Consider the following 26,234-nt stretch of genomic DNA (forward strand, 5'->3'; position numbering starts at 1 on the left):
TAATTAAACAACCTTATAATTTAATATTATTTTAATGCTGTTTGTATTAATAAAAAACTTACATTAGCATATCACCAAAATGAGACATAAAGAATCAAAAAGTATGAAAAGCCTATGAATAAAGGCTTTATATGTTAAAACTAAATGAACAAAATTAAATTTCTATGAAAAATGTGTCAACACAAAAAAAAATTAAACACCTGTTCAGGGTCTTTGAGACTTTTAATCCTAACCTGAACAAATTTTCATCTACGGATCACATTCACTCTTCCAAAATATCGAATTTAATACGGCATTAATCATCTACCGCTAAATATTCTATAGAATACACTTTATGTGAGGCTATTTTAGAACAACCCAATGATTATAAGATCAGGTGGGTGGGGTAGCTTGTTTCTATTTTAAAAAAACAGATCAACATGGAAGATACTTCAAAAAATAATCTTCAGCTGGATAACCAGTTGAACAGGACAGATATTGCCGTTATTGGAATGTCATGCAGGTTTCCCGGAGCGGATAATTATCATGATTTTTGGAATAACCTCATCAATGGAACCTTCAGTGTAACGGAGATTCCGGAATCGCGTTGGGATTGGCGGGAATACTATGGTGATCCCGCGTCGGACATACCAAAAACTAATAGCAAATGGGGAGGATTTATCAATGATATGGATAAATTTGATCCTTTATTCTTTAATATATCCCCTAAAGAAGCTAAATATATTGACCCCCAGCACAGAGTCTTTTTAGAGGCAGCGTGGCATGCAGTGGAAGATGCAGGATACAGCACGGAGAGCCTGTCTGGCAAAAAAGTAGGAGTGTATGTTGGGGTTTCCAAAAATGATTACGCAGAAATGCTGCAATCTACTCATCAGGAGATTAGCTCGTTCGTTTCTACTGGTACGGTACATTCTATTTTGGCGAACAGGGTTTCTTTTTTCCTTGATATCAGAGGGAAAAGTGAAGTGGTAGATACCGCTTGTTCCAGTTCTTTGGTGGCATTGCATAATGCTATCAGGGATATTCGTTCAGGAAATTGCGAATCTGCTCTGGTAGGTGGTGTGAATGCATTGATTACACCAACCATGTATTTGTCTCACGGGAAATCAGGGATGCTCTCCTCAGAAGGTAAATGCAAAACCTTTGATGAAAGTTCTGACGGATACGTACGTGGAGAAGGAGTAGGATGTATTTTCATAAAACCATTGTCTGCGGCAATAGCAGATAACGATCGTATTATCGGTGTGATTAAAGGAACAGCAGTGAATCATAATGGCCGTTCCAATTCATTGACTTCCCCAAGCGTACGTGCACAGGCTGAAGTAGTAAATGCTGCTTTGGAAGATGCTGCTTTGGAAGCAGGAAATGTAAGCTATATTGAAGCACACGGTACGGCAACGCCATTGGGTGATCCTATTGAGATCAGTGCTTTGAAAAAAGTCTACAGTCAGTATGGAGCGGATGAAAATATCAATTGCACTTTAGGGGCACTAAAAACCAATATCGGACACCTGGAAAGTGCTGCGGGTATAGCTGGGCTTATCAAAGTTTTGCTGTGTATGCAGAATGGAAAAATTCCGGGGATATTGCATCATAAAAAGCTGAATCCATATATCGATTTAAAAGGAAGTCCTTTTGTTATTTCTACTGAAAATACAGAATGGAAGCCTTCTGAAAGCGGAATTCAAAGTGGAGCATTGACAGCCGGGGTAAGTTCTTTTGGAATGGGGGGAGTAAATGCACATGTTATTTTACAGGCGTATGATGGAGAACAAATCAGAAATACGGAGGAAAACGTAAAGAGTTATACCATCCCATTATCTGCAAGAACAGAAAAACAGTTAAAAGCATATGCTGAAAGAATTACAGATTTTATAAGAAAAAATAGGACAGAATTACGCATACAAGATATTGCCTTTACCCTTCAAAACGGAAGAGATACGATGGCTGCTAAAGCTGTTTTCGTAGTTTCTGACGTAGAAGATCTTATTAAGCAGTTAGAAGAATATATTTCCACAGGAAAAATTAACAAAACCGAGAAGGATGCTGAAAATCAACTGGCTGATGGTGTAAGAATTTCTTTACCGGGATATCCTTTTGAAAGAAGAAGATGCTGGATGGATGGAGCTTCTGTTTCAGTGGCCACTTCAAATTCAGCAATTGTTCGGGAAGTGGGATCACCATTGATGCAGTTTTTAAACAAAGATCAGCAACAATGGGAATATGAAGCTCTTTTACAATCAACAAATTATTTTATTCGTGATCATGTAGTGCAAGGCGAATGTATGATGCCGGGAGTTGTTTATCTGGAAATTGCAAGATCGGTAGCAGAACAGGCTTGTGGACGTCCGGTTAATGAATTGAATGATGTATGCTGGATGCATTCGGTAAAAGTATATGAAGAGAATGTTCCTTTACAGATCAAACTTACACCAATAAATACAGGATTTTCATTTGAAATCACAACTACTGACGGGGTTCACTCCAATGGAAATGTCTCACTGAAAAGCAATACAACTTCCGCAGGATCTATTGACTTGCAAAAAATAAAACAACGTTGCTCCACTGTAAAAACAGCAGAAGAAATCTATCAGGAATTTGCAAAAGAAGGTTTGGCTTACAAGGAAACTTTTCAAACCATCACAGAAGGCTTTTTTGCCTCTGATGAAGCAATATGCCTATTAAAACCTACTAAAAAAGAAAATCCGGTTTCCTCAAAAGTCTGGGAACCGTCTCTATTAGATGGGGTTTTTCAAACCGTAGTTGGATTATGCATCTGGGGTAATGTAGAAGCCCAACATCAGTTATTACCATTTTATTTAAAAGCGATCCGTTGTTATGGTAATCTGGCAGATGCTCATTATGCTTATGTCAAAAAATCAGATACATACCAGAATGGAAACAGGTTTTCTTTTGATCTGTTTTTGTGTGATGAACATGGAAATGTGATCCTTGAATTTAATGAATTTGTGAAAAGAGCTTATAAATCAGGACCTGTGACCATTGAGGAAACGGCTGTACCTGTTATTGAGAGCTTACATTATACGACCGATTGGCTGGAAAGACCATTAGGAATCCACGCAGAAAGACCTGCTTCTGTTATTATTTTTGATACGGACGCTTTATTATACGAAAAGATAAAGGCAGAATTAGGTTATACAAAACCAGTTTTGGTATTACCGGGGGATTCTTATGAGAAAAAAGATCAATACACCTATCAGCTTAATGTTACTGATGCGGAATCCTTTAAAAATCTGACTAAAGATCTTGCAGAAGACGGAATGGTTACAGATAACTGGATCTACAGATGGGGAATGAGCCGTGGTGAACAGGTCGCCGAGAATATGCAGGATATTTATGCATTGTTGTATCTGTCGCAAGCTTTAATTACTGCTGAATATTCTGGACGTATTAAGTTGCTGTTTGCCTACAATTATAATGATACAAAATCTGCTGCTATACAGCAAATGGCAGGTGGGTTTGCCAGAACCTTGGCTTATGAGAACCCAAGGATTTCAATTCTAACATTAGGCATCAGTGAGGCAGATGTATCTTCTTATCAGGATATCATTGTGCAGGAAATGACGCACTATGTGATGGCTCCTCTCCTGGAAGTAATTTACCGTAACAGACTAAGACAGGAAAGAACCGTTGTACCAGTAAGACAACTGAACAACTCATCATCAGAACTGTTGTTAAAAGAAAACGGATGTTATATCATTACCGGTGGCACCGGTGGTTTAGGAATGGTATTCGCGGCTTATTTGGCGGAACACTATAAGGCCAATATTATATTAATAGGCCGAAGCTTAAAGAATGAAGCCATTGAAGAAAAGCTTCAGCAATTAAAACAACTTGGAGGAAATGCAGCATACTACAGAGCTAATGTGGCTGATAAAAGAGCACTTTCTGTGGCTATTTCCAAAATCAAAAAGAAATTTAAAACTATTAATGGAGTCATTCATGCAGCTGGTCTGATTGAAGACTCTTTTATCATCAATAAAAAAGCGGATTCATTTGAAAGGGTGATCACTCCAAAAGTATATGGAACGATCAATCTGGATGAATGCCTTCAGAATGAAACGCTTGATTTCTTTATCGTATTTTCTTCAATAGCTTCATTGATGCCTAATCAGGGACAATGCGACTATGCTTCTGCCAATAATTTCCTTGATCATATGATGGAAATCAGAAACAGAAAAGAAATAGAAAAAGGAAATCATGGAATCAATCTGGCTATTAACTGGCCTTTGTGGGAAAGTGGAGGAATTACGGTCTCCGATGAAGAACGAGAACATTTATGGCAGGTATTCGGAATGAAACCGATGCTTAATGAAGATGCCTTAAAAGGTTTTGTAAAATTATTAAGCATAAACAATACCTCAATATCTGGTCAGGCGGTATTGATTGAAGGAATTGCAGCTAAAATAGAATCTCACCTAAGTGTTGAGCATGTATTTGATCAAGCCCATAGTGAAAAAAGAGACTCTGAAAAAGGAGATTTCTCTTCGTTAATTAGAAATATGATTGCTGATATTTTACCTAAAACTTCAGTCATAACAGATACAGACAGCTTCAATAAATTAGGTCTTGATTCTTCAGGATTGGTAAAGCTTTCTACAAAATTGACAGAATTAGTGGGAGCAACAATCAATCCTGTTTTATTGATTGAATACAATACCATCAAAAATCTTGCTGCTAATATTGCCAACGAGGTTCCATCTTTTGATCCTGAAAAGATCAGAGAATCTCTGTCAAACAACACTAAAAAGAGCTATATATCAACTACTTCATTGGTAGATGCTGAACGATCAGACGTAAAGAACTTACTGTTTAGAAAACGATACAGCAATGAAGAATTCTTCATGCAGGATCATGTGGTGGATGGAAAATACAATGTTCCGGGAGCCTGCTACATTGAAATGGGAAGACAGGCTGCCACATTGCTTGGAAAAAGGATCTGCAGTTTATCCAATAATTACTGGCCGGAAGTATTATCATCAGCAGGGCCTGCAATCAATGCTTTTATTCAGATGGTACCAAAGGGTTCATTGTATGCTTACGAAATATTTAGTGAAGATACCAATGGTCGAAAAACAGTACATGCAATGGGTGATGTCAACATGGAAACATCCATTGAACCGGGCGAACTGGGAACTTTTGATATTCAGGCAGCTCAAGAAAAATTAAATATAAGTATAAGCAGGGAAACGGTTTATGAACAAATCATCGCTGAAGGACTACACGTAGGACCTTCTTTTATGCCGATGAAGGAACTGTGGACCAACAAAGAAGAAGCTCTAGGACACCTCATCTTGCCTTTACACGTGGCAGAAACATTGTCAGATTATATTTTACATCCGAGTATGCTTACAGGAGTATTCCAGACCGCTATTATTAATAATAAGCCTAATGGTTTGGAAAACTCCAAATACATTCCGGTCGCCATAGATGAGATTGTATTTACAGGTCAGATTCCTGCGGAGTGTTACGTACATACCATAGCTCACGAAGCTAACAAAACCAGAAGCGGCATCAGAAAATTTGATGCTCAGGTGATGGATATTGAAGGAAATATTATTGCCAAACTTAATGGGTTTTCAATCAAAGAAACAACCAATGCATCCATTACTGTAACTTCAACTCAATCAGTAGCCCCAAGAGTGAAAGCTGTTGAGAGTGGTGAACTTGCGATAGAACGTATTGAAAGTCTTTTGAAAACATTGTTACACGAAGGAGTTGGTCTGGAAGAAGAAGAAATGGATGCTGAAACATCTTTTGAAGAACTGGGAATTAACTCCAGAATGATCATCGATCTGAATAGATTGTTAGCAAAAACCTTCGGAAACTTATCCAAAACCCTATTTTTTGAATACCGCAATATCAATGAGCTGGCAGGGTATTTTCAGAAAAAGCATGCGGGTGTATTAAAAGACCTATTAGGTGAACCAGAAGAAATTGATTCAACACCGGAAAGGGTAGAAGAGATTGCTTCTGTTGAGCATTCAACAGAAAAAAACACAAACAAAGACATTGCTATTGTTGGAGTGAGTGGAAAATATCCAAAATCGAATACGCTTTCTGATTTCTGGGATTTGATGAAAAAAGGAGACGACTGCATTGAAGAGATTCCGCAGGATCGTTTTGATTATAAGGGACATTTTGATGAAGATAAAGAAAATGGATTGTTATATGCCCGTTGGGGTGGTTTTATCAATGATGTTGATCAATTTGATCCATTATTTTTTAATATCTCACCAAGAGAAGCAGAGAAAATCGATCCTCAGGAAAGGTTATTTTTAGAGGTAGTCTGGTCCACGTTGGAAGATGCCGGAATTACCCGTGAGAAACTCACAGAACAATCTAAGAAAGTAGGTGTTTTCGTAGGGGCATTATGGCAGCCATACGTTAACCTTGGAATAGAAGAAACAGCCAAAGGAAATCCTGTCGCTCCAAGTGGCCTTTTATACAGTATTCCTAACAGAGTTTCTTACTTCTTTAACTGGACAGGGCCAAGTATGGCCATAGACACTGCTTGTTCTGCATCATTAACGGCTTTACATTATGCCTGTGAAAGCATCAGAAGCGGAGAATCGGAAAGCTGTATTGCCGGAGGTGTGAACTTATCATTGTCATTGAGCAAATATTTATTCCTGAGTCAGAATAATTTCTTAGCCAGTGACGGACGTTGCAGAAGCTTTGGTATTGGAGATGGTTATGTACCAGGTGAAGGGATCGGTGCAGTTTTGCTTAAACCTCTGGAAAAAGCAATTGCGGATGGTGACCAGATTTATGGGGTGATCAAAGGAACTACCGTTAATCATAATGGAAGAACCAATGGATATACCGTACCAAGTCCTAATTTACAAGGGGAATTGATTCAGTCTGCTTTGCAAAAGACCGGAATTGATCCACGCACCATATCGTATGTAGAAGCTCATGGAACAGGAACATCTTTAGGAGATCCTATTGAAATGACGGGACTTTGTAAAGCTTTTGATGAATATACAGATGATAAACAATTTTGTGCCATCGGTTCTGTAAAATCAAACATCGGGCATCTGGAAGCTGCAGCGGGTATTGCAGGACTGACAAAAATTCTGTTACAGTTTAAACACCAGCAGTTAGTACCATCTATTCATTCTGCAACACTGAATCCGAATATCAGTTTTGAAGATACACCCTTCTATGTTCCTCAAAATTTAGCGCCATGGAAAAGACCTGTGATCATTAATCAGAACGGACAATCAGAAGAATTGCCATTAAGAGCGATGTTAAGTTCTTTTGGTGCGGGTGGAAGCAATGCTCATCTTATTATCGAAGAATTCAGAGCACCAGAGCAGACTTCTAAAAATGAATTAGAACAGGATCCTGCGATCATTGTCTTATCAGCGAAAAATGAAGAACGCCTTCAGGAACAGGTATTTAACTTAAAGTATAGTTTAGAAAAAGATAACACCTTATCATTGGCGGATATCGCTTATACTTTACAAACAGGAAGAGAAGCCATGGAAAACCGGGTAGCTTTTGTTGTGAAGGATATTCCATCATTAATAGGTTTACTGGATGACTTTTTAAAAGATACAGATTCTCAAAAAACATATACAACAGGAACCTGTAAAATAGGAACTAAAGGTGAAGAAAAATCTACCGAAGTTCAGAATAGGATCAATGCCGGAGATTGGGCTGGAATTGCTGATCTATGGATACAGGGATCTGTATTCGACTGGAATTTGCTTTACGCTGAAAAACAACCTCGTAAGATCAGCCTGCCTACCTATCCTTTTGCAAGGGAACGCTACTGGCTTCCTACTGCTGAAGGAAAATTGAATCCAACAGGAAAAATTGTTGACAGAACACTACATCCACTGGTACACCAGAATACATCTGACCTGGATCAACAACAGTTCAGCAGCACTTTTAGTGGTGAAGAATCATTCTTAGCGGATCATCAGGTACGCCATAATAAAATCTTACCAGGAGTTGCTTATCTGGAGCTGGCAAGGGCTGCGGGTAAATTCAGTACCCATAAGCAAGTTACCCAACTTAAAGAAGTAAGCTGGATCAATCCTTTCTGGGTTCATCAATCAGAAACACTTCACATAGGATTACACCGCGATCAGGAAGATGTGGTTTATGAAATATACAGTGGCCATGAAGACACCCTGATTACTCATAATAGTGGAAGACTTTCCAATGTTTTAACGGCAGCTCCTGCAAAAATGAATATTCAGCAGCTTAAAAAAGACTGTGTCAATGAAATCACAGGATCAGAATTGTATAACGCCTTTGATTTAGAAGGATTAAACCTGAAGAGTAGTTTTCAGCAGGTAGAGATCTTATATGTGGCAGAAGAATATGCTTTGTCAAAAATAAAATTGGTGAATAACGAAGGTTGCGTATATCCACCTTGTATTATGGATAGCCTTCTTCATGCCATTTATGGTTTAATGGATTCTTATTCATTGGTACTGCCTTTTTATGCAGGAGAAATTAATTTCTATAAAGGACTTGAAGAAGCCCAGGAGCTTTGGGGTTATGCGGTGAGAAAAAAAGAAGGAGATAACGACAAGGTTGTAACTGCCGATTTTTATTTATTAAATGAAAACGGAGAAGCATTATTATCCTTTAAAGACTTTATCTTCCTGCCTTTGGGAAGCAAGGATTCCGATCATTCAGGAATAAAGACTTCTTCGAATGAAAAAGGAAAAGTAGTGTATTATCAACAGGAATGGAAAGAAGAAGCCTTAAGCTCAGAACAACTTGAAACCGCCAATCAGATAATTCTTATTGCTGGTGGTGCCATAGATTTGTGCGATAAGCTTCAGGAAGAACTGGGACTGGAAGTTATATCCATCAACCAGGAAAAGCCAGTGGCTTTCTTCAATTTCGTATTATCTAAAATAAAAGAAAAAATAAAGGAGAAAGGGCGTACTCAAATTACGATCGTTTGTCAGAACAGTGATTACCCTGAGTATGGTTTTGTATCCGGATTGCTTAAAACAGCACATCTTGAGTATCCTGGAATTACAGGTAAAGTACTTGCCGTGGATCATTTATCCGTTAAGAATTTGGGAGAACTTACTTCAATGATTGAAGCGGAGCAGCATAATAAAGATGTTGAAGTAGCCTATACTAATGGTGTAAGAACCGTGAAAAGATCAGTGTCTGTAACTTTTGATTCACAAAATACGGAAGGTATAACCTTTAAAAAAGGAGGAGTTTACCTTTTAACGGGGGGTGCAGGAGGCTTAGGTTTGAAGATCGCAGAGCATATTTGCAGTAAAAATAATATTACACTGGTACTAACAGGCAGAAGTGTATGGTCTGAAACCATTAAGACTTTAGTGTCTAAAATACCTGGAGCTGTTTATCATCATTGTGATCTGAGCAACTTTGAAGAAACCCAGAAACTGGTACATCTTATTAATCAGGAATATGGTCCTTTAAATGGCGTGATTCACAGTGCAGGTGTCCTTAGAGATAGTTATATCATCAATAAAACATCTTTACAGGTGGATGAGGTTTTTGCAGCTAAAGTAGAGGGGACAAAAAACATTGATGAAGCGACCAAAGATCAGCCATTAGATTTTATGGTATTCTTCTCTTCCATAACAAGCATTAAAGGAAATGCCGGACAGGCGGATTATGCTGCTGCTAATGCTTATTTGAATACGTATGCGACTTACCGAAATACAGAAAGGAATAGTAAAAAAGCAAACGGTAAAACTTTAAGCATCTGCTGGACTTTATGGAAAGATGGCGGAATGCAGGTGAATGAAGAAGACATAAAGCATTTGGAAACACACCTGGGATCACTTTCACTTCCATCCGCAGATGGTATAAGGGCTTTTGATACTTTACTAAAAAATGGGAAAGGAGAAATTCTGGTTACCTATGAAAACACTCATGAAGATGTACAGATTTCTAAAATTAAGGTAGAAGATGCTCCAATAGCCCAAGTAGCTATTGGTCAATCTGAAATTTCAGAAAAAGTTTCAGGTAAAATTATCGAAACAGTAGCAGTGTTGTTAAAATTAAACTCTGCGGCTATTAAAAGAGACAAAGCATTTGGTGATTACGGTTTTGAGTCTGTTTCATTAACCAGATTTGCCCGCCAGTTAAATGCATTTTATGAGCTTAAATTATTACCCACTGTTTTTTATAATTATCCGACGATCAATGATCTGAAAGATTTTTTAATGGAAGAACATTATGCGTCAGTAACTCAAAAACACAGCTCATCTGTAGTTGTAAAATCAGAAGAGGTTCAACCTGCCACGATCATACACAAACGAGTTGCTTTCAATAATGAGGGACGTACCGCATTACCAAAAACAGCTGTGAATGTCATCAGTAACAATACTGATACAATACAAAAAGCAGTTGCTATTATTGGGATCAGTGGACGTTTCCCTGGGTCAGATGATTTAGATGCTTTCTGGAAAAATATCAGTCACAATAAAGATCTGATCACTGAAATTACCCCAGACCGATGGGATTGGAAAGCGTATTACGGAGATCCGTTAAAAGAAAAAAATAAGACCAAAGCTAAATGGGGCGGACTGATCTCCGACATTGATAAATTTGATCCTTTATTCTTTAACATCTCTCCGCGTGAAGCAGAACTGATGGATCCACAACAAAGAATCACTCTGGAGGCCGTATATCATGCTCTTGAAGATGCAGCAATTGCACCGGATAAGATCAAAGGAAGTGACACCAGTATTTTTATTGGAGTTTCCACATCCGACTATTCTATGTTAGTGAATAATCAGTCTGATTTAACCGGACAGGGACATTATGCAACCGGATCAGTACATTCTATCCTGGTCAACAGAATATCTTATTTATTAGATATTCGTGGGGCAAGCGAGCCTGTGGATACCGCTTGTTCTAGTTCACTGATTGCCATTCACCGTGCCGTAGCACACATCAGAAACGGAGATAGCAAAATGGCAATTGCCGGAGGGGTAAATGCACTTCTTTCTCCGGAATTGACTCTTTCATTCAGTGAATCTGGAATGCTAAGCGTAGATGGACGTTGTAAAACATTTGACGAAAGTGCTAATGGTTATGTACGTGGTGAAGGAGTAGGAGTGGTGATCTTAAAATCATTGGAACAGGCAGAAGCAGACGGAGATCATATTTACGGAATTATCCGTGGAAGCGCAGAAAACCATGGTGGAAAAGCCAATACATTAACTTCTCCAAACCCGAATGCTCAAAAAGAACTGTTGGTTAAAGCGTATAGCAGAGCAGGAGTTCATCCGGCAGATGTAAGCTATATAGAGGCTCATGGAACAGGAACTTCGCTGGGAGATCCCATTGAAATAGAAGGATTGAAATTGGCTTTTAATACTTTATATAAACAGAGAAATCAAACTTCGGCAGAAGCTGCCTATTGCAGTATTGGAAGTGTCAAAACAAATATTGGCCACCTGGAAGCTGCTGCAGGAATTGCAGGGGTAATGAAGGTCATCCTGGCGATGAAACATAAAACACTGCCTGGAAATCCTCATTTGATTCAGACCAACCCATATTTAAATCTGGATGGAAGTCCGTTCAGGTTGCAACAAAATACAACCGACTGGAATGTTGCTGACAACAAACCAAGAATCGCTGGAATCAGCAGTTTTGGTTTTGGTGGAGCCAATGCCCATTTAATTATAGAAGAATATATTCCTGCTACCAGAAAAGAAATTGTGGAAGGACAGCCTGCTGTTATTCTACTGTCTGCAAAAAATGCAGACCGGTTAAAAGCTAAAGCATTGCAGTTGAAAATGTTCTTGCAAGCTCATCCGGATACTGATTTACACGAACTGGCTTATACGTTACAATCAGGACGTGAAGCGATGGAAGAGCGTCTTGCATGGATTGCAGAAAGCCAGGAAGATCTATTGACTCAGTTGGAGAACTACACCAATGGCAATAGCTTTGGATTCTATCAAGGAAATATCAATCAGGAGCAAATCGGCTTCCTTCTCGAGGGAACTGCAGGAAAAGCCTATGTGGAAACAGCTTTTAAAAATAATGAGATCAAAAGCCTTGCTCAGCTGTGGGTAAAAGGAATTGATGTTGATTGGAAACTATTATACACAGATATGTTACCAAAACGCATCAGTCTCCCTGTTTATCCATTTGCAAGACAACGGTACTGGATCCCTGATTCTCCTAAAAGAATAGTGCATGCACCAATCACAGAAAATCATCTGCATCCCTTGTTACATACCGATGAATCTAATGGTAAGCAAAAACAATACGCGGCAGTATATGATGGAACTGAATCTTTCCTTTATGATCACATCGTAAATGATGAGAAAATACTTCCGGGAGTAGCCTATCTGGAAATAGCGAGAGCAGCAGGGGCTTTGAGCTCCCAAAAGCAAGTGGTAAAATTAAAAAATGTGAGTTGGCTGAACCCGCTAAAACTTGAAAATGGAATGGTCTCTATTGCCGTTACATTGGATCCAGAACCAACAGGTCTTAATTACAAAATTTATAATCAGAAAAATAGCCAGCTTCTTTATGGAAACGGTTTGATCATTACCGGTGAGGGAGAACCTCTCGGAAGATATGATCTGGAAATGATGAAAGCGGCCTGCTCAAAGGTTATTCCTGGAGCAGAAGTTTATCACAATTTCAAAGAAAACGGATTGAACCTTGGAAAGAGCTTCAGAGGAGTTGCCCAAATTAACGTAGGGGAGAATATCGCTTTATCAGAGATCCGTCTTGAAGAACTGGAAGGTTGCATGTATACACCGGGTATTATGGACAGTCTCTTGCATACTATTTACGGATTGGTTATTTCAGGAGGAGAAGCCTATTCATTGGAGTTACCCTATTTTGTAAAAGAAGTATATTTTTATGAGCCTATAACAGATGCTTCAGTATTGTGGGGCTATGCCAGAAAAAGTGAAAATTACAAAGACGGCGATCAGGTCGTTGCATACGATCTGGATCTCCTGAATAATGAAGGAGATGTATTGTTAAGCTTCAAAGATTTTGTGGCACTTCCCTTGGATGGTCTTGAAACTACGGTACAGGAAGATACTCCTGACGAAACTGTTGAAAAATCGGTTGACGAACAAATAACAGCACCAGTTGAAGCAAGTTTGCTAAAGAAAAAAGCGACCGATAAGATCATCAGTATTGTTGCTGAATTAGTAAGAATGGAGCCTGCCGAAATTGAAAATGATAAAAAATTCGGAGATTATGGGTTTGATTCCATTTTATTAACCCGTTTCAACAATGAGCTCAACGGTTATTATGATCTGGATCTGATGCCAACGGTCTTTTATAATTATGCAACCATCAATAAACTGGCTGCATTTATGACAGAAGAATATACGGAGGCACTCACTGCATTGCACGGAGAATCTCCTGCTGCTCCAATAGCTAATCCGGTTGAAAAAATCACAATAAAAAAGAGCGCTTTTTCAACAACCTTTGCAACACCTGTAAAGCAATCAGTAAAACAGTTCACTCCTTACAAACCAAAACCACAATCCGTCAATGAACCTATTGCTATTATTGGGATGAGTGGACGCTTTCCGGGATCACCGGATCTGGATACTTTCTGGAAAAATATCAGCGAAAATAAAGACCTGATCACAGAAGTTCCCGCAGACCGATGGGATTGGAAAAAATATGACGGAGATCCTTTAACGGAAAAGAATAAAACCCGATCCAAGTGGGGAGGTTTCCTTACCGATATCGATAAGTTTGATCCTGCATTTTTCAGTATTTCTCCCATGGAGGCTGAGCTAATGGATCCTCAACAACGTATTCTCATGGAGTCCGTATACCAGGCGCTGGAAGACGGTGGAATTGCAACAGAAAGCATTAAGGGGACCAATACCGGAATATTTATAGGAGTTTCTGCCTCTGACTATTTGATACGCCTTCGCCATGAAACCGATTTAGCGGGACAAATGCATACCACTACAGGCTCCGTACATTCCATGATGGTGAACAGGATTTCCTATTTACTGGATATCAATGGACCAAGTGAACCGGTAGATACGGCCTGTTCAAGTTCATTAATTGCCATCCACAGGGCGGTTGAAAATATCAGAAACGGTATGTGTAATATGGCCATTGCAGGAGGAGTGAATGCACTACTTTCTCCAGAGTTGACTCTTTCTTTCAGCCAATCAGGAATGTTGAGCAAAGACGGAAGATGTAAAACGTTTGACCAGAGTGCCAATGGATACGTAAGAGGAGAAGGAGTAGGAATTATTGTCCTTAAATCATTGAAACAGGCCATTGCAGATGGTGATCCTATTCATGCGTTGATCAGAAGTACCGCAGAAAACCATGGGGGAAGAGCGAACACCTTAACTTCACCTAATCCGATTGCACAAAGAGATCTTTTGCTTCATGCCTATCGCAGTGCCGGAATTGATCCGCGTGATGTGAGTTATATTGAAGCTCACGGAACCGGAACACCTCTTGGAGATCCGATAGAAGCAGAAGGACTGAAGCTTGCATTTAAAGATTTATATAAAGATAAAGGACTTCAACAGCCTACAGAACCGCATTGCAGTATCGGAAGTGTAAAAACCAATATCGGACACCTGGAATCTGCAGCAGGTATTGCAAGTACTATTAAAGTACTACTGTGTATGAAACACAATACATTGCCAGGAAATCCACACTTAAAAAATCCTAATGAATACCTGAAATTAAACGGAAGTATCTTCCAGTTGCGAACAGAGACAGGTCCCTGGATCAGATCCGATAACCGTCCTAAAATTGCGGGAATCAGCAGTTTCGGATTCGGAGGCGCCAATTCACATATTATCATTGAAGAATACCGACCTGATCAGACAACTCCTTATCAGGAAGACGGCCAGTCCATTATTATACTTTCTGCAAAAACTAAAGACAATCTGAAACAGCAGGTGAGTAACCTTTTAGATTTTGTTCAAAAAAATCCTGAAGCGAATCTTTTTGATATCGCCTATACCCTGCAAACGGGCAGGGATGAGATGGAAGAAAGACTGGCCTTGGTCGTAACCAATAAAATCGAATTGATGAGCAGACTGACAGATTATCTTTCAGGAAATTCAGAACATGGATTTACGGGAAATATAAAACAGGATAAAACGGGTTCCGGAAATGCCTATATCAGTATTGCCATTGACAATAAAGACCTCAATTCATTGGCAGGCTTATGGGTTAAAGGAGCATCTGTAGATTGGAACCTGCTATATATCAACGGACGTCCTTCGAAAATCAATTTACCTGTTTATCCGTTTACCAAAAACAGATACTGGATCCCTGTCAGTTCATTCCTGCTAAAAACAATGGCAAATACCAGAATTCATCCATTACTGCATATGAATGAATCGGATTTAAATGAACAAAAGTATACCAGTATTTTTACAGGTGAGGAAGTTTTCCTGAGCGATCATAAAGTAAGAAACGAAAAGATATTGCCGGGAGTTGCTTATCTCGAACTGGCAAGAATTGCCGGAACATTGAGTACAGGCCAAAAGGTAACACAACTTAGAAATATCAGTTGGGTCAATCCGATTTCCATCGTGGATGACTATGCAAAGATTTCAACCGCGATTTATAGGGATGGTGATCAGCTTTGTTATGAGGTCTATAACGATAAAGAAGTGGTACATGGTAATGGTCAGATATCCACCGATAAGCTTATCCAGCCGGAAAAAATGGACATCAATGCTTTGAAGGCTAAAGCCGATAAGGTATTGGATGGGAAAGGAATGTACAATGAATTTTTGGCTGCAGGACTTGATCTCGGTGCTGCCTACCAGGGAGTTCAAAAGATGTATGCAGATGACCATGGTTGTTTAGCTAAAATTAATCTGACAAGCCTTGAAGGCTTTATGTATACTCCTGGAATCCTTGACAGTATGCTCCATACCATTTATGGTTTCCAGCAACTCGCTGACGAAACGTATTCATTGGCACTTCCTTATTTTATGGGAGAGATGAGCTGCTACCAGACATTAGAAGGACAATCATTGTGGGCATATGCACGAAAAAATGAGCAAACCAAATCAGAAGATAAGCTGGCAGCATACGATATTGATCTGATCAATGATCATGGTGTCGTTTTAGTAAGTTTCAGAAACTTTGTAGCCCTTCCGTTAGATGGTTTTAAACCCACAAAGTCTGTTAAAAAAGATATTGATACATTTATCTATCAGCCGGTTTGGGAAGAAATGGTTGCAAAAGACTCCTCCAAAGTACGTGAAACTGAGAAACAGTTCATTTGGCTTGCAGGAGGTACAGATTCATTGGCAGAAACATTAAAAGAAAGATTGGGAATCCCGGTACAGACCATTGCAATCGATCAGCCAATCGAATATTTTACTACAATACTTGAACAGCTTAAAAGTTACTTGAAGAAAAATACTTCAATGCATATCACAGTGGTTTACCCAAATCATCAGTATCCACAGGCAGGGTTTATTACCGGTTTGTTAAAAACGGCAGTTCAGGAAAATCCTGGAGTTACCGGACAGACCATCGGTGTAGACAGCTTCGATCCTGATTTTCTGGCAGAATTACTGAAAAATGAAGTAAGTAAAAATGCTGAAATCCGTTATGATCAGGGTATTTTCAAAACAAAACAGTTCAGACCGGTAGTAAAAGATATTCTAGCGGTAGATCAAATGGCGATCCGTGAAAATGGAGTATACCTCATTACAGGTGGTGCCGGTGGTCTCGGACAGATTTTCGCGAAGCATATAAGCAAAACTAAAAATGTGAAAATTATCCTGACAGGTAGAAGAACGGCAGATCAGGAAATAGAAAAACTACTGTCTGAAATTCCGGGAACAGTATATTATTCATGCGATATTACAGATTATCAGGACACAGAGCGATTGCTTACAACCATCAAAGAAACCTATCAGGGATTGAATGGAATTATCCATAGTGCCGGAACGTTGAAAGATAGTTTTATTCTGAATAAAACCCAGGAACACTTGGAACAGGTGCTTCATCCTAAAATTACAGGAACGAAGGTATTAGATGAAGTAACAAAAGACGAACCTCTTGATTTTATGATGTTCTTTTCATCCGTTGCAGCGGTGACAGGGAATGCAGGACAATCAGATTATGCGTCGGCCAACACCTATCTGGATCATTATGTGGAATACCGAAATGAAGCGGCTGCCAAAGGACAGAGATCAGGAAAAACAATCAGTCTGAACTGGCCATTATGGAAGTCCGGTGGAATGCAGGTAAGTGCAGCAGGAGAAAAATACCTTGAAAGTCAGTTTGGTATGATTCCAATGGCAACACAAACAGGTCTTGAGATGTTCGATCTTATTCTGAAAGCTCAATCAGGACAATATGCGGTGTATTTTGGTAAAGAAGAAGGAATTTCCAAAACGACAGGTAATGCAGTTGCAAATACCACTCAAAAAAATGTTTCAGTACCTAAAAGTACAAATGAAAACGTAGGTGGTTCAAAAACGGCGAAAGATAAGATCGTTAGAGAAGTGAGTGAAATTGTAGCAAAACTGCTTAAAATGGAGGTTTCGACGGTTGACCAGGAAACAGAATTTGGTGAATATGGTTTTGATTCCCTTTTAATGACCCAGTTTACCAGTTCATTGAATAATTTCTATGATCTTAAATTAATGCCTACGGTATTTTATAACTATCCGGCTATTGGAGTATTTTCAGAATTCCTGATCAAAGAATATCCAAACCTTGCAATAGAAAGTAAAAATGATTCAAGGGCTGTTACTCCAGCTCAGGATTCAACTCGATTTGATCAATTTTCCGGGCGTAAAAACAGAAAACATTCTTCACAATACAACAGCTCACCGGTAAAGGCAGCTCAAAAGCCAGCTGAAGAGGGAATTGCTATTATAGGGATCAGCGGACGTTTTCCGGGATCACCTGACATCAATACTTTCTGGGAGAGAATTAAAAATAATGAAGACCTGATCACAGAAATCCCTGAAGATCGATGGAGCTGGCAGGAATATTACGGAGATCCTCAAAAAGAAAGCCGCAAAACCAAAGCAAAATGGGGTGGATTTATCAGCGATATCGACAAATTTGATCCTTTATTTTTCAATATTTCGCCTAAAGAAGCTGCTTTAATGGATCCTCAGCAAAGAATTACCCTTGAAGCTGTATACCACGCTTTGGAAGATGCAGGAATAGCCACTTCCGCATTAAGAGGAACCAATACCGGAACCTTTATCGGAGTATCTGCGGTAGATTATTCCATGTTATTGAATAACGGAACCGATCTTACAAGTCTGGCACAGTTTTCCACAGGTGCCGCTCATTCGATATTGGTAAACAGAATTTCTTATCTATTGGATATTCATGGACCAAGTGAGCCGGTGGATACTGCGTGTTCAAGTGCATTAATTGCCATTCATCGAGGCGTAGAACACATCAGAAACGGACATTGCGATATGGCCATTGCAGGTGGAGTCAACGCCATACTGTCTCCGGAACTGACGCTTTCCTTCAGCAGTGCAGGGATGTTGAGCGAAGATGGAAGATGTAAAACTTTTGATCAGCGTGCCAATGGTTATGTCCGTGGAGAAGGAGTGGGAATTGTGATCCTCAAGTCTTTAAGCAAGGCTGTAGCTGATGGTGATCATATCTACGGAGTGATCCGTGGAACGGCTGAAAACCATGGTGGAAGAGCTAATACGTTAACCTCTCCGAATCCCAATGCACAAAGAGATCTATTGGTAAAAGCATACCGAAATTCAGATATAGATCCACGTGATATCAGCTACATAGAAGCACATGGGACAGGAACAGCGCTGGGTGATCCTATAGAAATTGAAGGGCTTAAGCTTACATTCAATACATTATATGAGGATAAAGGACTACAGCAAACACAAAAAGCCTATTGCAGCATTGGTAGTGTAAAAACAAATGCCGGACATCTTGAGTCTGCAGCCGGAATGGCCGGATTAGCAAAAGTATTGATGGCCATGAAGCATAAAGTTTTACCTGGTAATCCGCACTTGCAAAATCCAAATGCCTATTTACAAATGGAAAATACCCCATTCCGTTTACAGAAAGAAACTACAGAATGGACCAGCGAAGGAAATAAGCCACGAATTGCCGGGATCAGCAGTTTCGGATTTGGAGGAGCCAATGCACACATCATTATTGAAGAATATCAGTCATCAAAATTGACTCATAAAATAGATGGCAGTGCTATTATTCCATTATCGGCAAAGACAAAGGGGCAACTTCAACAACAGATTATCAATCTTAAGAACTATCTGGAGCTGAATCCTCAGCTTGATATACATAATGTCGCTTATACTTTGCAAAATGGGCGTGAAAAGATGAAGGAAAAAGCGGTATTTATAGCAGCTAATACCAAAGATCTTATCAACCTTCTTTCTGAAAAAAGAGATCTGAATGTTCCTGTTTGCAAACCGGAAGAAAATAATAGAGCTTTAATTTCAACGGCAGAAAACTGGTTAAGCGGAGTATTAAAAGATTGGTCTGCTTGTTATCTGGGTCAGAAACCAGCTAAAATAAGTTTACCAGTGTATCCGTTTGCACGTAATCGTTATTGGATTCCGGAAGGAAAAAAGACATTAGCCGTTTCTGCAAAAGAGCCAGATCAGGAACTATTTGAATATTCTTCAGAAAACATAACAATAGAAGAAAGAGCTGAACCTGCTGATGTAAAGACTAAAACAGCTCAGGATAACAGTTGGCTGATGGAAAAATTAATTCAGATCGCAGCAGCAACGATTGTGTTGCCTGAAGAAGATTTTGATACGACCACTCAGTTTAAAGACTATGGTTTTGATTCCATTATGGGTGTTGAATTGGTAAACAATATCAATTCCGAGCTGAATATCACCATCAAGGCAACTGATTTATACAGTTATCCTAACATTAATTTAATGACGGATTATGTGTTAAAGAATTTCTCTGAAGAATTGCAGGCTCCTGTTGAGGTTCATCACTATGCTGTTGCAGATAAAACCATATTAACCGAAAAGAAAAGTCAGGCTGCTGAAAATAAAGTTTCAAAGCATTCTTATTCCACCGCTGAAATTGCGATTATAGGAATCAGTGGACAATTCGGAACGGCCAATGATCTGAATGAATACTGGAAAGTATTGGCTGAAGGGCAGTGTCTTGTCAAAGAGATAAAGGATGAGAAATGGAGGAGAGATGATAACAATGTGGAAGGACAGAAAAGATGGGCAAGCTGTTTGGAAAATCCGGACTATTTTGATCCTTTATTCTTTAAACTTTCAGGGTCTGAAGCAGAAATGATGGATCCTATGCAGCGGTTATTCCTTGAACATAGCTGGAAAGCTATTGAAGATGCAGGAATTGACCCAGACTCTCTTTCATCTCTGAAATGCGGTGTATATGCAGGAGCAGGACACAGTGATTATATTGCTGGAACTGAAGGAACATTACCTTCGGCGCTTTGGGGAAATTCAAGTGCGATATTGGCCTCAAGAATTTCTTATTTCCTTAATTTAAAAGGACCTGCAATAGCCGTCAATACAGCTTGTTCAAGCTCTTTGGTTGCAATGGATCTTGGATTTAACAGTCTTCAAAGAGGCGATACAGATCTTGTTTTGGCGGGTGGTATCAATATTATCAATTCTGCCCATTCACATGATATGGCGGTAAGAGCGGGTATGCTGTCTGCAGATGGACGATGCTACACCTTTGATAGTAGAGCTAATGGCTTTGTGATGGGAGAAGGTGTTGGTGTTGTTGTTTTGAAAAGGCTGGCAGATGCAGAACGGGATAACGACCGTATTTATGGAGTGATCAAAGGAAGTCTGACCAACCAGGACGGAACAACCAATGGTATTACCGCTCCAAGTGTAGTATCTCAGGAAGAACTGGAGAAAGAAGTATATGACAGGTTTAATATCAATCCTGAAACCATCACCTACGTGGAAGCTCACGGAACAGGTACGGGATTAGGAGATCCTATAGAATTTGAAGCTTTAAATGCATCATTCAGAGCGTACACCAATCAACAGAATTTCTGCAGTCTGGGAAGTGTGAAAACAAATATAGGTCATGCTTTAGAAGCTGCCGGAGTGGCTAGTGTTTTAAAAGTACTTCTGGCAATGAAACATAAACAATTGCCGCCTAGCATTAATTATGAGAAGCCTAATGCGTTAATCAATTTTAAAGAGAGTCCATTTAAAATACAGGATACACTAACCGATTGGAATACACCGGCTAATACAAAAAGAAGAGCGGCCATCAGCAGCTTTGGTTTTAGTGGAACCAATGCGCACATGGTTATTGAAGAATACATCCCTCAGGAAAAGAAAGAGATTAAGCATAGCGGAGATGTATTGATTGTATTGTCAGCTAAAAGCAGAGAACAATTGATTGTACAGGCTGAACAGCTTGTTAAACATATTAAAAATGAACCGTTGATCAGCTTATATGATATTGCTTACACCTTGCAGGTCGGAAGATCAGCAATGGAAGAAAGATTGGCTATTCCAGCAAAAACAATTGAGGATCTGGTTGATCGACTTACTGATTTTACAATCGGAAAAGAAGGGCATTATTTTACTGGAAATATCAGACATTATAAAAAAGAAGTCAGCCGATCTTCCGAAGCATCTGCGATTCAAAATGCTTTAGCCAATAAATTCTGGACAGCTGTAGGAGAATATTGGGTAAAAGGATTTCCTGTAAAATGGAATGTATTATATCAGGAAACGAAGTGTAATAAAGTGAGTCTACCTCATTATCCTTTTGCAAGAGAAAGATATTGGCTGAAATCTGAACAGAAAATAGTTACAAGTTCTGCTATTGCACATCCATTATTGCATCAGAATAATTCCAGTCTAAAGAATTGTTTGTTTAGCAGTCTGCTGAATGGAAGTGAATCTTTTTTAAGAGATCATAAGGTCTTTGGAGAACAGGTTCTGCCTGGAGTCGCTTATCTTGAAATGGCCCGTGTAGCAGGTGAGATGGGTGCTGAGGTTTCAATAGCTCAATTAAGAGAAGTGAACTGGTTACAACCTGTAAAGGTTAATACTGAACCAGTACAACTTCATATTAATATTGAAACTTTGAATAATGAATGGACTTATAAAATCTATTCAGGTCCGGATGAGAAACAGTTGCATGGACAAGGAATAATGGGATCGGTTTCCAACGTAGTTCCTCAGATCAAAAACATCAATAAGTTACGAAATAGCTTTATTTCAAAAATGGATAAAGCAGCCTATTATGAATTGTTCAGATCTATTGGATTGGACTATGGAACAACCTTCCAGGGAGTTCAGGAGGTTTGGTATAATGAGGAGTCTGCATTATCAAGAATTGAGCTAACTCCAGAAGCTGGATTTACTTTATCCCCTGGAATGATGGATGGCGCATTACAAACCTGCATGGCGATCAGTCTTTCTGATCAAAGCCAGCAATTGATGTTGCCATTCAGTGTAAGGGAGATCAATATCTGTAAGCCTTTATCACAAGAAATCTGGTGTTATGTGAGAAAAAACAGTTCAGGTAAACAATCCAGCAGTTATGAGATTGAAATGCTGAATCAGCAGGGTGAGGTTCTGATCAGTTTCACTGAGTTAGTGGTTTTAACATTAGAAAACAACAACAGTACATCTTCGGTGGCTCATGAGAATAAACGTCAGAATAAGGAAACTTCAGAGAGTGGTATTGGATTGTACCTGTATGCTAATGAATGGCAGAAAGCAGGTGTAGAGGAATTTAATTCAAAAAGAACAAACACATCAGTTGCTCCTTTGGTATTTTTGGCGGGTGGTTCTGCAGTATTAGCAGAAAAGCTGGAAGAGAGCCTGGAATGTGAAGTAAAGATGATTCATGAAAATGCTCCGGAAGAAACTTTCATTCAGATTCTTGAAGAAATACAGCAAAGAAAACCTGTAGGGCAAATGATTCAATTGGTATATCCTGCCGGAGAAGAAATGGATTATAGTTTTCTTTCAGGATTATTGAAAACAGCAGTACAGGAAAGCTTAGTGTCCGCAGGAAAACTAATTGAAGTAGACAATCTGTCGATTAACGGATTGAATGAATTAGTGAGGATTTTACAAATTGAACAGGAAAATACCGATGCTGAAGTTCGATATCACCTTGGAAGAAGAGAAGTAAAAAAACTGAAAGTTTTAAACATAAACGACAATCAAGAGGTAAAAACAGCCGCTAAAGAAAATGGTGTTTATCTGATCACTGGAGGTGCAGGCGGATTGGGATTATTATTTGCAGATTACTTCAATCAGACTGCAGGCACAAAAGTAATATTGGTCGGCAGAAGTGAGCTTAATGCTTCACAAAAAAGTAGATTAAGAAAATTGTCCAGCACCGCTTACGAACAATGCGATATTACTGATCTTGGAAGCGTAACGGCTTTAATGAAAAAAATCAAAAATGAATATGGCCGTATTGATGGTATTATTCATAGTGCTGGGGTAACCAGAGATAGCCTGATGATTCACAAGACAGCAGCTGAGGTTAGGGATGTTTTCTCTGCTAAAGTAAAAGGAGCTAAAAACATTGATCTGGCAACCAAAAATGAAAATCTTGATTTCACGGTTTATTTTTCATCATTAGCGGGAATATTCGGGAATACAGGACAGTCGGATTACGCATCAGCTAATTTGTGGCTGGATCATTTTGCTTCACATCGCGAAATGGAACGGCTTCGTGGAAAAAGAACAGGAAAGACAGTAAGCATCAACTGGCCATTATGGAAAGAGGGCGGAATGCAGATCAGCACAGAACACGAGAAATATATGGCGCATCATTTTGGTTTATGGCCAATGCTGACTGCTGATGGACTTCGTGCTTTTGACACTTTATTGAACAGCAATTTCAATCAGGGAATTGTCATCTATGGAGATCCTGAAAAACTGGGAATAGAAAAAGGAAGTTCACTACTTCAAAAAGAAGTGGCAAAAGAAACTCCGGTTTCCCAGGCTGATGACCATTTATATGAAGCATCTATAGAATATATTGGGACATTGATAGCCGGAACCTTAAAGATCCCTGTGGCTAAATTACAGCAGGATATTCCTTTTGAAGAATTTGGTATCGATTCTACGATAGTCGTAAGATTGACGAACCTATTGGAAGAAAAACTCGGTAAGGTTTCAAGAACCGTATTTTTTGAATGTCAGACCTTGGGTGAATTGGTTTCTCATTTCCTGAAAACCCATCGCAATGAACTTATGAAACTAACAGGATCAGCAACAACCGTTGATCATAAGAAAGTAGCCTTTACAGATCAGGTAAAAAATATACAATCTACAGCATCTGATAAGGCAGTAGATCAACGAACAGAAACTCCTGAAAAAGAACTTCCTGAATCATTAATACTATCTGAAGAGATTGCCATTATCGGATTGAGTGGAAAATATCCTGATGCTAAGAATCTGGATGAGTTTTGGGAGAATCTTAAATCAGGAAAAGACAGCATCAGAGAAATCCCTGAAGACCGTTGGAAGATCAGCGATTTTTATGATCCTGTAAAAGGTAAAGAAGGCAAAACCTATAGCAAGTGGGGTGGATTTATGAAAGATATTGATCTTTTTGACCCTTTATTCTTTAATATTTCTCCAAGGGAAGCAGAAATCATGGATCCTCAGGAAAGACTTTTCTTACAAACGGTATGGGAAACCATGGAAGATGCGGGATATACAAAAGCCAAACTTCAGGGGAAAGTAAATGAAACAAGCGGTATGTCAGGACAGGTTGGAGTATATGTAGGAGTAATGTACGAAGAATATCAGTTATTCGGAGCAGAAGAAACAGCAAAAGGAAATCCGACAGCTTTACTGGGCAACCCAAGCGGTATTGCCAACCGGGTATCTTACTTTTTCAATTTCCACGGACCTAGTATGGCGGTAGATACGATGTGTTCTTCTTCTTTAACGGCAATCCATATGGCTTGTAAAGATTTACAGTCAGGAGAAATAGAAATGGCTGTTGCAGGAGGAGTCAATCTAAGTTTGCATCAAAACAAATTTTTAATTTTAAGTGAAGGTGGATTCGCCTCCAGCAAAGGCCGATGCGAGAGTTTCGGAGAAGGTGGAGAAGGCTATGTACCGGGTGAAGGAGTTGGAGCTGTGTTACTAAAACCTTTAAGCCGTGCTGTTGCTGACGGTGATCGTATTTACGGAGTGATTAAAGGAACAGCTGTCAACCATGGCGGCAAAACCAATGGTTACACCGTCCCGAATCCAAAAGCTCAGACTGCGGTCATTAAAGCGGCCATGAAAAAAGCAGGAATTCAGCCGGAAGATTTCAGCTATATAGAAGCACACGGAACAGGAACAAGTTTAGGAGATCCTATAGAATTGACCGGATTAAAGAATGCATTCGAATCTGATGCTAAACAATTTTGCAGCGTAGGTTCCGTAAAATCGAACATTGGGCATTGTGAATCAGCAGCGGGAATATCAGGATTAACAAAGGTGTTGCTTCAAATGAAACATCGTCAATTGGTTCCTTCTCTGCATTCTGAAGTACTCAACCCGAACATAGATTTTGAAAACAGTCCATTCAGAGTACAACAGTCTCTGGAAGAATGGTCAACACAAGGTAATAAGGCACGGATCGCTGGAATCAGTAGTTTCGGTGCAGGAGGAAGTAATGCCCATATCATTATTCAGGAATATGTTAGCCCGCAGCCTGAGAATCGAAACGTTTCCGGACCAGCAATTATTGTATTGTCAGCTAAAAATACAAACAGACTCCGGGAGAAGGTTTCAGATCTGAAGGATTTTGTTGAAAAGAATGCAGAAATCAATCTTTATGATCTTGCATATACCTTACAGACAGGACGAGACGCACTGGAAGAGCGTTTAGCATTTTTAGCAGAAAGCAAAGCTGATCTGATCTTACAACTGAACAATTATCTGAAACATCATCTTGAAGAATTGCTTACAGGAAATGTCCGTAAGGATGATTCAGGATTCATGCTGGAAGGAAAAGCAGGAAAAGCTTATCTGGAAAGTGCTCTCCAGGAAAAGGAAAGCGAGTCTCTAATCAAATTATGGATCAAAGGAGCGGTTATCGATTGGGATCTGTTATATCAGGATGATAAACCATCCATCATCGGTTTGCCATCTTATCCTTTTGCAAAGGAAAGCTACTGGTTTGCCAAAAAGGAGGAAGATCCTGTAAAACATACGATTCAGGTACAGCCTATAAAACAAGTTCGGGATGAACAAAAACTACATCCTCTTTTACATGCTTATAAAAATTAA

The 26,234-nt window shown here is 39.3% G+C and carries 1 protein-coding gene; it reads left to right on the forward strand.

Annotated elements, in window-relative coordinates; all coding sequences use genetic code 11:
• Window positions 1–419 precede the first annotated feature (419 nt).
• Window positions 420–26,234, forward strand: coding sequence for an SDR family NAD(P)-dependent oxidoreductase (locus AC0INN_RS04290; RefSeq protein ID WP_306611930.1), 25,815 nt, complete (start codon window positions 420–422; stop codon window positions 26,232–26,234).

The sequence above is a fragment of the Chryseobacterium subflavum genome, from assembly GCF_055762745.1.

Excerpts from the sequence above, each read along its gene's own strand:
- AC0INN_RS04290 (WP_306611930.1), top strand. The coding sequence starts at position 420 with ATGGAAGATACTTCAAAAAATAATCTTCAGCTGGATAACCAGTTGAAC.